This is a genomic window from Komagataeibacter melomenusus, from assembly GCF_013155395.1.
Taxonomy (GTDB): domain Bacteria; phylum Pseudomonadota; class Alphaproteobacteria; order Acetobacterales; family Acetobacteraceae; genus Komagataeibacter; species Komagataeibacter melomenusus.
In genome coordinates this window covers 105622-118549 of the sequence record NZ_JABJWC010000001.1, presented here as the reverse complement: position 1 = coordinate 118549, position 12928 = coordinate 105622, and the positions used below count along the sequence as shown (strand labels likewise).

At 64.6% G+C, this 12928-nt stretch carries 12 protein-coding genes; 6 read left to right on the top strand and 6 right to left on the bottom strand.

From position 1 onward, the window contains the following. Positions 1–22 precede the first annotated feature (22 nt). The 3 genes from HNW77_RS00585 (at position 23) to HNW77_RS00575 (ending at position 3520) form a co-directional block, all read left to right on the top strand. On the top strand, positions 23–1492 hold the full coding sequence (locus HNW77_RS00585; protein ID WP_172154391.1) for an amino acid permease: 1470 nt from the start codon (positions 23–25) through the stop codon (positions 1490–1492). Between the two features lie 80 nt (positions 1493–1572). Next, positions 1573–2565 carry a porphobilinogen synthase gene (hemB, locus tag HNW77_RS00580; protein ID WP_172154389.1) on the top strand — a complete coding sequence of 331 codons (993 nt, stop codon included), beginning with the start codon at positions 1573–1575 and terminating at the stop codon, positions 2563–2565. A gap of 145 nt (positions 2566–2710) precedes the next feature. Continuing rightward, entirely contained in the window at positions 2711–3520 is an 810-nt protein-coding gene (locus HNW77_RS00575) for an arginyltransferase (RefSeq protein WP_172154387.1), read from the top strand. A 49-nt stretch (positions 3521–3569) separates the two neighbouring features. Here the strand turns inward: HNW77_RS00575 and parC are convergent, their stop codons facing one another. From parC to rpsB, 4 genes are all read right to left on the bottom strand, one after another. Further along, on the bottom strand, positions 3570–5786 hold the full coding sequence (gene parC / locus HNW77_RS00570; protein WP_172154385.1) for a DNA topoisomerase IV subunit A: 2217 nt from the start codon (positions 5784–5786) through the stop codon (positions 3570–3572). A gap of 59 nt (positions 5787–5845) precedes the next feature. Further along, positions 5846–6637, bottom strand: coding sequence for a DNA repair protein RecO (recO, locus tag HNW77_RS00565; RefSeq protein ID WP_172154383.1), 792 nt, complete (start codon positions 6635–6637; stop codon positions 5846–5848). Between the two features lie 49 nt (positions 6638–6686). Then, entirely contained in the window at positions 6687–7592 is a 906-nt protein-coding gene (tsf, locus tag HNW77_RS00560) for a translation elongation factor Ts (RefSeq protein WP_172154381.1), read from the bottom strand. Between the two features lie 105 nt (positions 7593–7697). Continuing rightward, on the bottom strand, positions 7698–8483 hold the full coding sequence (gene rpsB / locus HNW77_RS00555; protein ID WP_172154379.1) for a 30S ribosomal protein S2: 786 nt from the start codon (positions 8481–8483) through the stop codon (positions 7698–7700). Between the two features lie 273 nt (positions 8484–8756). Here rpsB and HNW77_RS00550 point away from each other — a divergent pair, with 273 nt between their 5' ends. After that, complete coding sequence (locus tag HNW77_RS00550) at positions 8757–9188, top strand: OsmC family protein (protein ID WP_172154377.1); 432 nt, start codon at positions 8757–8759, stop codon at positions 9186–9188. A 19-nt stretch (positions 9189–9207) separates the two neighbouring features. Here HNW77_RS00550 and aroC read toward each other — a convergent pair whose 3' ends face one another. Both aroC and fabI read right to left on the bottom strand, forming a co-directional pair. Beyond that, complete coding sequence (gene aroC, locus HNW77_RS00545) at positions 9208–10281, bottom strand: chorismate synthase (protein ID WP_172154375.1); 1074 nt, start codon at positions 10279–10281, stop codon at positions 9208–9210. 19 nt (positions 10282–10300) lie between these two features. Continuing rightward, positions 10301–11140, bottom strand: a complete 840-nt coding sequence (gene fabI / locus HNW77_RS00540; RefSeq protein WP_172154373.1) for an enoyl-ACP reductase FabI — start codon at positions 11138–11140, stop codon at positions 10301–10303. 201 nt (positions 11141–11341) lie between these two features. Here fabI and pdxH point away from each other — a divergent pair, with 201 nt between their 5' ends. Then, on the top strand, positions 11342–11947 hold the full coding sequence (gene pdxH / locus HNW77_RS00535) for a pyridoxamine 5'-phosphate oxidase (protein WP_172154371.1): 606 nt from the start codon (positions 11342–11344) through the stop codon (positions 11945–11947). A 99-nt stretch (positions 11948–12046) separates the two neighbouring features. Further along, positions 12047–12928 (top strand): universal stress protein, encoded by an 882-nt coding sequence (locus HNW77_RS00530; protein WP_172154369.1) that lies wholly within the window; start codon positions 12047–12049, stop codon positions 12926–12928.

Below are 12928 nucleotides of genomic sequence, written 5' to 3'. Positions count from 1 at the left end.
GCGCCATGACCGGCGTGCCCCAATGAACGCGGACATCAGGCGCGCATTGCTGCGCAGGCTGCCTGTCGGCGCCCCGGTGCGTGACGCGGGGCTGAAACGTGTTCTGGGGATTGGCAGCCTGCTGACCCTGGGCGTGGGCGGCACCATCGGGGCGGGCCTGTTCTCGCTTACCGGCATTGCCGCGGGCAACAATGCGGGGCCTGCGGTGATCCTGTCCTTTGCCGTTGCGGCCATTGCCTGCGCCTTTGCGGGGCTGTGCTACGGCGAGCTTGCGGGCATGATCCCCTCGGCAGGCAGTGCGTATGTCTATGCCTATGCCGCGCTGGGGGAACTGGCGGGCTGGATCATCGGCTGGGATCTGGTGCTTGAATATACGGTTGGCGCCTCTGCCGTGTCGGTCAGTTGGGCGCGCTACATGCGCTCGCTGCTGGAGGGCTGGGGCATCCATATCGATCCCCGCTTCATGGCCTCGCCGTTCGAGGTGGTGGGCATGGCGGGTGGCCAGCCGGTGCATGGCCTGGCCAACCTGCCTGCCGTGTTCATCATCGTGGCCCTTTCCGCCCTGCTCATGCGCGGCATTTCCGAATCCACGCGGCTCAACGGCGTGATCGTGGTGGTCAAGCTGGTCATCATCGCCGCCGTGATCGGCTTTGGCCTGCCCTATATCAGGACCGCGAACTACACGCCCTTCATCCCCCCCAACACCGGCGAATTCGGGCATTACGGGCTGTCGGGCATCATGCGGGCCGCGGGGCTGGTGTTCTTCGCCTATCTGGGGTTCGACGCGATCTCCACCGTGGCGCAGGAAACCCGCAACCCCGGCCGCGCCATGCCCATCGGCCTCATGGGCACGCTGGCCATCTGCACGCTGGTCTACATCACCTTCTCGTTCGTGCTGACGGGGCTGGTCAATTACCGCGACCTTGCAGGTGATGCCGCCCCCGTGGCCACCGCCATCGACCAGACCCCCTTTGTCTGGCTCAAGGCCGCCGTGAAGGTGGGGGTGATCTGCGGGTTCCTGTCGGTCATGCTGCTCATGCTGCTGGGGCAGAGCCGGGTGTTCTTCGCCATGTCACGCGACGGGCTGCTGCCGCCCATGTTCGGCCGCACGCATGCGCGCTGGGGCACGCCGGTGGCCTGCCACCTGTTCTTCATGGTGGTGACCGGGATCATGGCCGCCTTCCTGCCCATTACGCAACTGGCCAACATGACCTCGATCGGCACGCTGCTGGCCTTTGTCATCGTGTGCGTGGGCGTGATGGTGCTGCGCGTGCGCGAGGCCGACCGCCCGCGCGTGTTCCGCGTGCCCGGTGGCATGGTCGTGCCGGTTGCGGGCATTGCCAGTTGCCTGGCGGTCATGGTCTCGCTTGATGGGCTGACCTGGCTGCGGCTGGTGGTGTGGCTGGCGATCGGGCTGGTGGTCTATGGGCTGTACGGCATGCGGCACAGCAGGCTGGGCCGGGACATGCCTGCCATGCATGATGGCGAGTGAGTGTTACCGCATCATAATTTGGCACGAGGCTGCGGGCGGCTCATAGTCGGGCTCCCATTACCTCACTGGAGTTGGATTGGATGAGCATCGGTCAGTTTCCCCATGTAAGGCTGCGGCGTAACCGGCATGACCGGTTCACCCGGCGCCTCGTTACTGAAAACACGCTTTCGACCGATAACCTGATCTGGCCGATCTTCGTGACCGAGGGCACCAATTCCGTAACCGACGTGTCCTCCATGCCTGGCGTGCAGCGTGTCAGCCTTGACAGGCTGGCAGCCCATGTCGAACCGGCAGCGAAGCTGGACATCCCTGCCCTCGCCCTGTTTCCCATCACCCCCGCCAGCCTGCGTGACGAAGCCGGGACCGAGGCCACCAACCCCGACAACCTGATGTGCCGCGCCGCCCGCCTGCTGAAAAAGGAATTCCCCGAAATCGGCCTGATCGGCGATGTGGCGCTCGACCCCTATACCAGCCACGGCCATGACGGGCTGATCGAGGATGGTTACGTGGTCAACGACCCCTCGGTGGAAATCCTGACCACGCAGGCGGTCAACCAGGCTGCGGCGGGCATTGATATCATCGCCCCGTCCGACATGATGGACGGGCGCATCGGCTCCATCCGCACGGCCCTCGATGCCGGCGGGCTGGTCAATACCCGCATCATGTCCTACGCCGCCAAATATGCCAGCGCCTTCTACGGCCCCTTCCGTGATGCGCTGGGCTCGGGCGGCCTGCTCAAGGGCGACAAGAAGACCTACCAGATGGACCCCGCCAACAGCGATGAAGCCCTGCGCGAAGTGGCGCAGGACCTGCTCGAGGGCGCCGACATGGTCATGGTCAAGCCCGGCATGCCGTATCTGGACGTGATCGCGCGCGTGCGGCAGGAATTCGCGGTGCCGACCTTCGCCTATCAGGTCTCGGGCGAATACGCGATGCTGATGGCCGCCATACAGAATGGCTGGCTCGACCGTGACCGCGTGATCCTGGAGAGCCTGATGGCCTTCCGCCGCGCGGGCGCAAACGGCGTGCTGACCTATTTTGCACTAGATGCGGCCCGCCTGCTGCGCGCCTGATCCGGCCGGAAAGCGCTCTTTTGCCTGCCGCCGGATAGTTGATGCCTGCAACCGGGGAGATATGGTAACCGTATAAGCATACGGGCAGTCTGTCTTTCCGGTTGCGGGGCTGCCTTTTTTCCGTTTTCCGGCTGGTGGAGAGCGCATGACCTACACATCGCCACGGCACCCACAACTGTTCTATACCACCGCCCCCATGCCCTGCCCCTACCTGCCGGGGCGCATGGAGCGCAAGGTCGTGACCGAAATTGGCGGCCCCGAGGCCGTGCCGTTCCATAACCGGCTGTCACGCGCGGGGTTCAGGCGCAGCCACACCATTGCCTATGCCCCAGTCTGCGCCAACTGCACCGCCTGCACGCCCATCCGCGTGCCGGTGGCCCGCTTTGCGCCCGGCCGCACGCAGCGCCGTGTGCTCGCGCGCAACAAGGGGCTATGCAGCGCACGCGTGCCGCCCCATGCCACACCCGAGCAGTTCAACCTGTTCAGCGCCTATCAGGCCACCCGGCATGACGGCGGCGACATGGCCTCCATGACCTTCCCCGATTACCGCGCCATGATCGAGGATACGACGGTCGAGACCTTCATGATCGAGTTCCGTGACGCGGCGGCCCGACTGGTCTGCGTGGCGCTTGTCGACCAGCTTGATGATGGGCTGTCCGCCGTTTACGATTTTTTTGAGCCCGGCATGCCCGCGCGCTCGCTGGGCACGTTCGCGGTGCTGCAACTGATCGAATATACCCGCGCGCTGGGCCTGCCCTATCTGTATCTGGGCTACTGGATCAGCGAGAGCCACAAGATGGCCTACAAGGCCCGTTTCCGCCCCGCCCAGATCATGACGCGCGGCGTGTGGCATGACCTGGACCTGAGCCAGCCTGATGCCGCGCAGCCGCAGGACAGCGCCTTCCTGCCCGATGACCTGTTCCATCCGCCGCAACCGGGTATGGATAAAAAGTAAGACGCCGCCTGTTTGGGCACAGGCGGCGTTCCCTGAAGCTGTTCTCTTTTCAGCCCTTTGGCTTGCGGGTGGCCCAGGTGGGGGCCGGTTTGCCGGTATCGGCGCGCTTGCCCAGATACTCCTTTACATCAGCAAAGGGGCGGGTACGGTTGGGGTCGGGCCAGGCCAGGCCGGTTGCCGCCGTGAACACCACAACGTCACGCAGGCCACCTTCCTTGTATTTCTGCAAGATCACGCCAAGGCCGCGCGTCATTTCGGGCAACTGATCAAGCGGGAAGACCAGCATGCGCCTGTTCTGCCCCAGTACCAGCACATGATCGCCGCCAGCAGGCGCGCAGACCAGCGCGCTTTCGTTTTCCTTGAGGTTCAGCACCTGCTTGCCGGTGCGCTTTTCCGCCGTCATGGCGGATTCCGTCACCACGAGGCCGCGCCCGGCACTTGAGGCCAGCAGGCGCTTTGCGCTGTCATCAACCGGGAACATGGTGATGATGTCCTCGTCATTCGACAGGTCGATCAGCAGGCGCAGCGGCTGGCCATCGCCCCGGCCACGCGGTAGGTCGGCCACGCGCAGCGTAAAGGCGCGGCCATCGGTGGCGAACACGCATAGCCGGTCGTTGCTGTGGCATTCCACCGCCATGCCCGGCCCGTCGCCTTCCTTGAACTTGAGGGCCTGCGGGTCCTGCCCGTGGCCGCGCACGGTGCGGATCCAGCCCTTTTGTGACAGGATGACCGTCAGCGGATCGCGCTCGACCGGCAGGGCGGCTTCCACATCGATCTCGGGCGGCGGCTCGGCCAGCGTGCTGCGCCGGGCACCAAGCGCGCCACTGCCAAAGTTCTTCTGGATGTCCCTGATTTCGGCTGCGATGCGCTTCCACCGCAGCCCTTCCTGGCCCAGCAGGTCCTGCAGGGACTGCTTTTCCGCGCTCAGCTTGGCATGCTCGGCGCGGATTTCCATTTCCTCCAGCCGGCGCAGGCTGCGCAGGCGCATGTTGAGCACGGAATCCGCCTGCAGTTCCGTCAGGCTGAAAGTAGCCATCAGCGCTGCCTTGGCATCATCCTCCTCGCGCACGATGCGGATGACCTCATCAAGGTTGAGATAGACGGCAAGGAAGCCATCAAGAATTTCCAGCCGCCGGTTGACCGCCTGCAGCCGGTTGGTGCTGCGGCGCAGCAGCACGTCATGGCGGTGGTCGAGCCAGGCCTGCAGCACGTCCTTCAGGCTGCGCACGCCGGGTACCTGATCGGCGCCGAGCACGTTCATGTTCAGGCCAAAGCGGCTTTCAAGCTGGGTGGCGCGGAACAGCGTTTCCATCAGCACGGCAGGCTCGATGCCGCGTGACTTGGGCTCGAGCACCAGGCGGATGTCGGTGGTGCTTTCATCACGGATATCGGCCAGGAGCGGAAGCTTCTTTTGCTCCATAAGGTCGGCCACCTGCTCGATCAGGCGTGATTTCTGCACCTGATACGGGATCTCGGTCACCACGATATGCCATGTGCCGAACCGGCCCTGTTCCACGTCCCACTTCGAGCGGATGCGAAAGGAGCCGCGCCCGGTCTCATACGCGCGGGCGATGGCGTCGCGATCCTCCACAATGGCGCCGCCGGTGGGAAAATCCGGTCCCGGCATGTGCTCAAGCAGCTCAAGCGTGGTGGTGGATGGCTTGCGGATCAGCGCAAGGGCTGCCGAACAGATCTCGCCTACGTTATGCGGCGGGATGGAGGTGGCCATGCCCACGGCAATGCCCGCCGCCCCGTTGGCCAGCAGGTTGGGGAAGGCAGCGGGCAACACGACCGGCTCCTGCTCCTCACCATCATAGGTGGGGCGGAAATCGACGCTGTCCTCGTCAATGCCTTCAAGCAGGGCCTTGGCCACGGCAGTCAGGCGGGATTCGGTGTAGCGCATGGCGGCGGCGTTATCGCCATCGATCGAGCCGAAATTACCCTGCCCTTCCACCAGCGGGTAGCGCACGGCAAAATCCTGCGCCAGCCTTACCAGCGCCTCATAGACCGAGGCATCGCCATGCGGGTGGTATTTACCGATCACGTCACCCACCACGCGGGCGCATTTCTTGAAGCCCGCCGTGGGGTCAAGCTTGAGCTGCTGCATGGCGTAGATCATGCGCCGGTGCACGGGCTTCAGCCCGTCGCGCACATCGGGCAGCGAGCGCGACATGATGGTCGACATGGCATAGGCCAGGTAGCGCTGGCTCAGCGCATCGGCCAGCTTGGTATCTTCAATATGGCCGACTGTTGGGTCCACAGGCATGCAATCTTCCTCCCGCAGGTGAACAGATAGCGAAACTTTACGGTTTGTCCAATGGTGTATCAGCCCGGCGGGGCGGGCGGGGTCTCTGCCGGGGGTGCTAAGGGTGCAATACCGGCTGCGCGCGCGATCAGGTCTTGCAGCCTGAATCGGGCCTCGGGCACCGGGCGGTGGCGCTGGCCAAACGCATCGCGTTGCAGGAAATGCCCGGTCAGGCGCAGGCCGTCATACCAGTCCTGCGGGGTGCCGATTTCACCCGGGTGCTGCACGAAGCGGGGCAGCGGCAGCAGGCGGTGGCGCCATTCCCCTGCCCGGTCGTCCGATACCGCGCGCCCCGTGCGCGGCGAGACCCAGCGCAGGTCATCATCCGGGCCACCAAGGGCGCAGTGGCCCAGATCGAGGCCGAAGCCCAGATCGGAGAGCAGCATCAGTTCCCAGCGCACGATTTCAGGCATGGCCTCGGCCACGGCCCAGTGCGGGTCGAGGCTGATGCGCGCCAGCAGGCTGGCCAGCCCCTGAAAGATGGCGGGATGCGGCTCGCGCTCGGGCAGGCAGCCATCGGCCAGCGCGCATAGCGACGCCAGCATGGCCAGCGGCAGCGGGTCATCAAGAATGCGCGCGGCGGATGCATGCACCACCTCGGCCGAGATATTGCCCAGCTGCTCGGACAGCCGCGCCACCCAGCGCGCGCGCACCAGGTTGCCGGTCTGCCAGACCGCGCACCCCCGGCTTGACGAGCCGCCACGGGCAAGGCCGTGATAAAGGCCGTGCTCGCCGGTCAGCACATGCACGATGGCGCTGCCCTCGCCATAGGGTGCGGCAGAAAGCACAAGGGCGGGTGCCTCCCATTCCATCAGGAAGCCCCCGCCCTTGCCAAAAGAAAACCGGAAACCGGCAACGTGATCAGTTGCCGGCAGCCTTCGCCACTTCAGCGGCAAAGTCGTTTTCTTCCTTCTCGATGCCTTCGCCCAGATGGAAGCGCTCGAAGCCCTTCAGCTTGGCGCCTGCCTTCTCAACGATCTTGCGCACGCGGCTTTCGCCATCATGCACCCAGATCTGCTCAAGCAGCACGACTTCCTCATAGAACTTGCGGATACGGCCATCGACCATCTTCTCGATGATGGCATCGGGCTTGCCCGAAGCCTTGGCCTGCTCCACCAGCACCGCGCGCTCGCGCTCGAGCGCCTGCGGGTCAACGCTGTCAACATCGAGTGCTGCCGGACGGGTGGCGGCGACATGCATGCCGATGCGACGGCCCAGGTCTTCCAGCGCCTCGCTTGCGCTCGGGGCTTCGACAGCGGCCAGGACGCCAATCTTGCCCAGGCCGGGGCTGACCGCGCCATGCACGTAGGTGGCGACCACGCCCGAGGGCACGCTCAGCACGCGTGCGCGGCGGATGGACATGTTCTCGCCAATGGTGGCGATCAGGTGCGTCAGTTCATCGGCCACGGTGCGGCCGCTTTTCAGCACGGCGCCCTTGAGCTTTTCCAGATCGTCGCCCACGGTGAGTGCGGCATGCGCCACTTCGGACACGAAGTTCTGGAAATGCTCGTTGCGGGCAACGAAGTCGGTCTCGGCGTTGATCTCGACCATGGCGGCCTTCAGATCGGTCTGCGCCACGCCCACCAGACCCTCAGCCGTTACACGGCCGGACTTCTTGGCGGCGGCGGAGAGACCCTTCTTGCGCAGCCAGTCGATCGCGCCCTCGATGTCGCCTTCGGCTTCGTTGAGGGCCTTCTTGCAGTCCATCATGCCCGCGCCGGTCTTCTCGCGAAGTTCCTTGACGAGCGCTGCGGTAATTTGCGCCATTATGCTGATACTCCATCACGACAGGCGCACGCCCCGCAAGCGGGCGGGGCGTGTCCTTGCTGTGTCAGTTGCGCCAGCGGGGCCAGGCCACGCCGGCGCCCGTTTTCATTCCGCGCTTGCGGCGGCTTCCGTCACGGCCGTTTCCACGGCGGGGTCGACCGGCAGTTCCTCGGAGGCACCGAAGTCCTCGCCAGACGCGCCCAGCTCGGCGGAGATGCCATCGAGCACGGCGGAGGAAACCAGTTCGCAATACAGCGCGATGGCGCGGATGGCGTCGTCATTGCCCGGGATCGGGAAGGTCACGCCACGCGGGTCGGAATTGCTGTCCAGCACGGCTACAACCGGGATACCCAGCTTGTTGGCTTCCTCAACCGCCAGCTTTTCCTTGTTCGTGTCGATCACGAACAGGATGTCGGGCAGGCCGCCCATTTCCTTGATGCCGCCGAGCGAACGCTCAAGCTTCTCGCGGTCGCGGGTGATGTCCAGGACTTCCTTCTTGGTCAGGCCCTGGGTGCCGTTTTCCAGCATCTCGTCAATACCGCGCAGGCGCTTGATCGAACCGGTGATGGTCTTCCAGTTCGTCAGCATGCCGCCGAGCCAGCGGTGGTTGACGTAATACTGGCCGCAACGCTTGGCGGCTTCGGCCACCTGGTCGGCAGCAGCGCGCTTGGTGCCCACGAACAGCACGCGACCGCCACCGGCCACGGTGTCACGGATCGCCTTGAGTGCACGGTCCAGCATGGGAACGGTCTGCTGCAGGTCGATGATGTGGACCTGGTTGCGCACACCGAACAGGAACGGCGCCATGCGCGGGTTCCAGCGGCGGGTGTGGTGACCGAAGTGCACGCCGGCTTCGAGCAGCTGGCGCATGGTGAATTCAGGCATCGCCATGTCGGCTAGATCCTTATGTCTGGTTTATCCTCCGTGAAGCACGCCCTGTATTGCAAGGACACCAGAGGTCTCGGCTTCACGTGCGAATTGGCCCCAACGTGGGACCGTGGCGGGATATGGCCGTTTTGGGCGCATATTGCAAGACCCAACCGGCGGCAAATGCATCGTGATGCAACTTTGGGGTCACAGGCCGGTTGGCCGGTGCTAGGGATGACTGTCACCCAAGGGTGCCGGATGCACCTGCACTGCAACTGCATGAAGGACTGAACTGCAATGGCGATTACGAAATTTGCGACCGCTCACTGGTCGGGCGGCCTGAAGGACGGCAAGGGCGAAATCTCGACCCAGAGCGGCGTGCTCAGGAACCAGCCCTACGGCTTCAACACCCGCTTTGAGGACAAGCCCGGCACCAACCCCGAGGAACTGCTGGGTGCGGCCCATGCCGCCTGCTTTGCCATGGCGCTGTCGGGCATTCTGGGCGGCGCGGGGCTTACGGCCAAGTCGCTCGATGCAAAATCCGAGATCGTGCTCGACAAGCAGGGCGAAGGCTTTGCCATCACCCATGCCAAGCTGACGCTGGAAGCCGAGATTCCGGGCGCGACCGAAGCCCAGTTCAGGGAACTGGCCGAAAAAGCCAAGGCGGGCTGCCCCGTCTCCAAGCTGTTCAACGCGACCATTACGCTGGATGCGAAGCTGAAAGGCTGAACAGCCTGTGGTGGGGAGCCTAGCTTCCCACCTGCCCCCGGTGGCGCAGCAGGTGATCGGCCAGCACGCAGGCCATCATCGCCTCGCCCACCGGCACGGCACGGATGCCAACGCAGGGGTCATGCCGCCCCTTGGTCATCACATCCACATTCTCCCCTTCCCGCGTGACGGAAGGCACGGGTGTCAGGATCGAACTCGTGGGCTTGACCGCGAACCGCGCCACCAGCGGCTGCCCGGTTGAAATACCGCCCAGCACGCCGCCTGCATGGTTGGAGGCAAAGCGGAGCTGGCCATCTTCCATGCGCATGGGGTCGGCATTTTCCTCGCCCGTCAGACTGGCCGCGGCAAAGCCCTCGCCAATTTCCACGCCCTTGACGGCATTGATGCTCATGAGCGCCATGGCAAGGTCCGAATCAAGCTTGCCATAGATCGGCGCGCCAAGGCCCGCGGGCACGCCCTCGGCCATCACCTCGACCACGGCACCGATGGATGAGCCCTTCTTGCGGATATCGGCCAGATATTCTTCCCACACCGGCAGCGCCTGCGCATCGGGGCAGAAGAGCGGGTTGGTATCCACCAGATCCCACTCCAGCCGCGCACGGTTGATGGCATGCGGGCCGACCTGCACCATGGCGCCGCGAATGCGCACGCCTGCGCCGAGCACCTTGCGCGCCACGGCACCAGCGGCGACCCGCATGGCCGTCTCGCGCGCCGAGGAACGGCCGCCACCCCGGTAGTCGCGAATGCCGTATTTGGTATCATACGCCACATCCGCATGGCCGGGGCGGTAGCGGGTGGCGATATCGCCATAATCACGCGAGCGCTGGTCGGTATTGCGGATCAGCAGCGAGATGGGGGTGCCGGTTGTCTGCCCCTCGAACACGCCGGACAGGATCTCGACCTGATCGGCCTCCTGGCGCTGGGTGGTGAATTTTGACTGCCCCGGCCTGCGACGGTCCAGCCAGGGCTGGATATCGCCTGCATCCAGCGGGATGCGCGGCGGGCAGCCATCAATCACGCAGCCAATGGCGGGGCCATGGCTTTCCCCCCAGGTGGTGACGCGAAACATGTGGCCGAAGGTGTTGTACGACATGAGGGCAGACTTCCCGCGATCAGTTGCCCGCGACCGTAATGTCCGGTGCGGTGGGGTTCTTCATGCCGACGATGTGGTAGCCGGAATCAACGTGATGGATCTCGCCCGTCACACCACCCGACAGGTCGGAGAGCATGTACAGCCCTGCCCCGCCCACTTCCTCAAGCGACACGTTGCGCTCGAGCGGGGAGTTGTACTGGTTCCACTTCAGGATGTAGCGGAAATCGCCAATGCCATTGGCGGCCAGCGTCATGACCGGGCCTGCCGAGATGCCGTTGACGCGGATGCCATCGCCACCCAGGTCAACCGCCATGTAGCGCACCGAGGCCTCGAGTGCCGCCTTGGCTACGCCCATCACGTTGTAATGCGGCATCACGCGCTCGGCGCCCAGGTAGGTGAGCGTGAGCAGCGAGCCGTTCGGGTTCATGATGGCCGCCGCCCTGCGGGCAACGGCGGTAAAGGAGTAGCACGAGATGTCCATCGCCTTGAGGAAGGCATCACGCGGGGTATCGACATAGCGCCCGCGCAGGAACTGCTTGTCCGCCCAGCCAATGGCGTGAACGAGGAAGTCGATCTTGCCCCATGCCTTCTCGATGGCGGCAAAGGTTGCGTCCATCGCCGCGTCATCGGTCACGTCGCATGGCAGCACCAGCGTCGAGCCCACGGTCTCGGCCAACGGGCGCACGCGCTTGCCCAGCGCCTCCCCCTGATAGGTAAAGGCCAGTTCGCCCCCCTGCTCGGCCACGGCGCGCGCGATGCCCCAGGCAATGGAGCGGTCATTCGCAACACCCATGACAAGGCCCCGCTTGCCTTGCATCAATGAACCCTTGATGGCGATTTTGGGTGCGCCGTCTGACATGCTGCTATCCTTAAACTGGTAAATGACGGATGAAATTTTCGGCCTCGTGGTTGCACAAGCTGCCGTTTCGGACAAGATGCCGCGTGCCGTAATTGTAGCTAATATTTGTCACACGGTAACTTACCTTATGTTTCCATATGTTTCGCATCCTGTCTCCCGGCCGGGCGGCAGGCGCGAAACGCCCCGCGGAACCTGGAGCCCATGACCTCTCCCCTGATCGACCTTGCCGCCGACCCGTTCGACCTGTTCACGGCCTGGATGGCGGATGCCAAAGCCCATGAACCCAACGACCCCAACGCCATGGCCCTGGCCACCGCCACTGCCGGGGGGCTGCCCTCGGTGCGCATGATCCTGCTCAAGGGCGCGGACCGGCGGGGATTCGTGTTCTATACCAACCTCAACAGCCGCAAGGCTGCCGAACTCAAGGCGAACCCGCACGCTGCCCTGCTGTTTCACTGGAAGAGCATCCGCCGCCAGATCCGCATCGAGGGGCCGGTCGAACCTGTTACGCCGGCCGAGGCCGATGCCTATTTCGCCAGCCGCAGCAGGATTTCGCGTCTTGGCGCCATTGCCTCGAACCAGTCGCATCCGCTCAAGGATCGCGCCGTGTTTGAAAAGGCGGTGGCAGAGCTTGAGGCCCGCTACCCCGACCCCGATGCCGTCATTCCCCGCCCCGCCAACTGGAGCGGCTTCCGCCTCGTGCCCCGGCACTTCGAATTCTGGCAGGACCGCCCCTACCGCCTGCATGACCGCGCGGTGTGGGACCGCACGCCGGACGGCTGGCAGGCCGAACGTCTTTATCCCTGAGGGCAGAACTTAACGCCGCCTGATCCGTTTCACCCGACAAGGGGTGCCTGCGCCCGTTGCGCGTGCTGGCACCCATGAACGGATCAGGAGGCCCATCATATGTGTGTGCGCAGGATATTGCTGCCGCTTGGTGGCGCAAGCCACGCGCAGAGTGCGCTGCATGTAGGGGGTGCGATCGCGCGCATGTTCGATGCGCACCTTGCCGTGCTGCATGTCGGCACCGACATGCAGGAAGTCGGCCCGCTGGTGGGCGAAGGCATGTCCGGCGTGATGGTGCAGGACATGATTTCCACCGCGCTGAAGGAAAGTGCGGAACGCCTGCATGAAGTGCGTGGCCTGTTCGATGCCTTTACGCGGCGTGAGAACATTCCCGTCGTGGCGGTTGATTCCCCCCTTTCGCCGGGCAACATGCATGCGCTCTCGGCCAGTTTCATCGCCCATAGCGGGCATACGCGCAGCGTGGTGTCGTTTCAGGCGCGGCTGTCCGATATCGTGGTGCTGCGCCAGCCCAACCCGGAAGGCGATGTGTCCTCATCCGAAACGCTGCACGCCATCCTGTTTGAAAGCGGGCGCGGGGTCATTATTGCCCCGCCCGTAGCGCCGCCCACCATAGGCAAGCGCATCTGCATCGGCTGGAATGGCACATCGGAGGCGGCATCGGCCATCCATCACGCCCTGCCCCTGCTGCGCCGGGCGGAGGCGGTGTGCATCCTCTACAGCCCCGCCTACCAGCGGCCCGGGCCGGAGGCGCGGCATGTGCGCTCTTTCCTCTCGCTGCACGGCATCGAGGCCAATATTCACGAATTCGGGAGTGATACACGCCCCGTGGGCGAGGAAATGCTGGCCGCAGCCCATGATTTCAATGCCGACATGCTGGTGATGGGCGCCTATTCCCACTCCCGCCTGCGGCAGATGATCCTGGGTGGCGTGACGCGCCATATGCTGGAAAACAGCGATATCGTGGTGCTCATGAGCCGTTAG

Bases quoted from the DNA above. Each gene is read 5' to 3' on its own strand.
- HNW77_RS00575 (WP_172154387.1), top strand. From the start codon at position 2,711: ATGACCTACACATCGCCACGGCACCCACAACTGTTCTATACCACCGCC.
- tsf (WP_172154381.1), bottom strand. From the start codon at position 7,592: ATGGCGCAAATTACCGCAGCGCTCGTCAAGGAACTTCGCGAGAAGACC.
- hemB (WP_172154389.1), top strand. From the start codon at position 1,573: ATGAGCATCGGTCAGTTTCCCCATGTAAGGCTGCGGCGTAACCGGCAT.
- recO (WP_172154383.1), bottom strand. From the start codon at position 6,637: ATGGAATGGGAGGCACCCGCCCTTGTGCTTTCTGCCGCACCCTATGGC.
- HNW77_RS00585 (WP_172154391.1), top strand. From the start codon at position 23: ATGAACGCGGACATCAGGCGCGCATTGCTGCGCAGGCTGCCTGTCGGC.
- parC (WP_172154385.1), bottom strand. From the start codon at position 5,786: ATGCCTGTGGACCCAACAGTCGGCCATATTGAAGATACCAAGCTGGCC.
- HNW77_RS00530 (WP_172154369.1), top strand. From the start codon at position 12,047: ATGTGTGTGCGCAGGATATTGCTGCCGCTTGGTGGCGCAAGCCACGCG.
- fabI (WP_172154373.1), bottom strand. From the start codon at position 11,140: ATGTCAGACGGCGCACCCAAAATCGCCATCAAGGGTTCATTGATGCAA.
- pdxH (WP_172154371.1), top strand. From the start codon at position 11,342: ATGACCTCTCCCCTGATCGACCTTGCCGCCGACCCGTTCGACCTGTTC.
- HNW77_RS00550 (WP_172154377.1), top strand. From the start codon at position 8,757: ATGGCGATTACGAAATTTGCGACCGCTCACTGGTCGGGCGGCCTGAAG.
- rpsB (WP_172154379.1), bottom strand. From the start codon at position 8,483: ATGGCGATGCCTGAATTCACCATGCGCCAGCTGCTCGAAGCCGGCGTG.
- aroC (WP_172154375.1), bottom strand. From the start codon at position 10,281: ATGTCGTACAACACCTTCGGCCACATGTTTCGCGTCACCACCTGGGGG.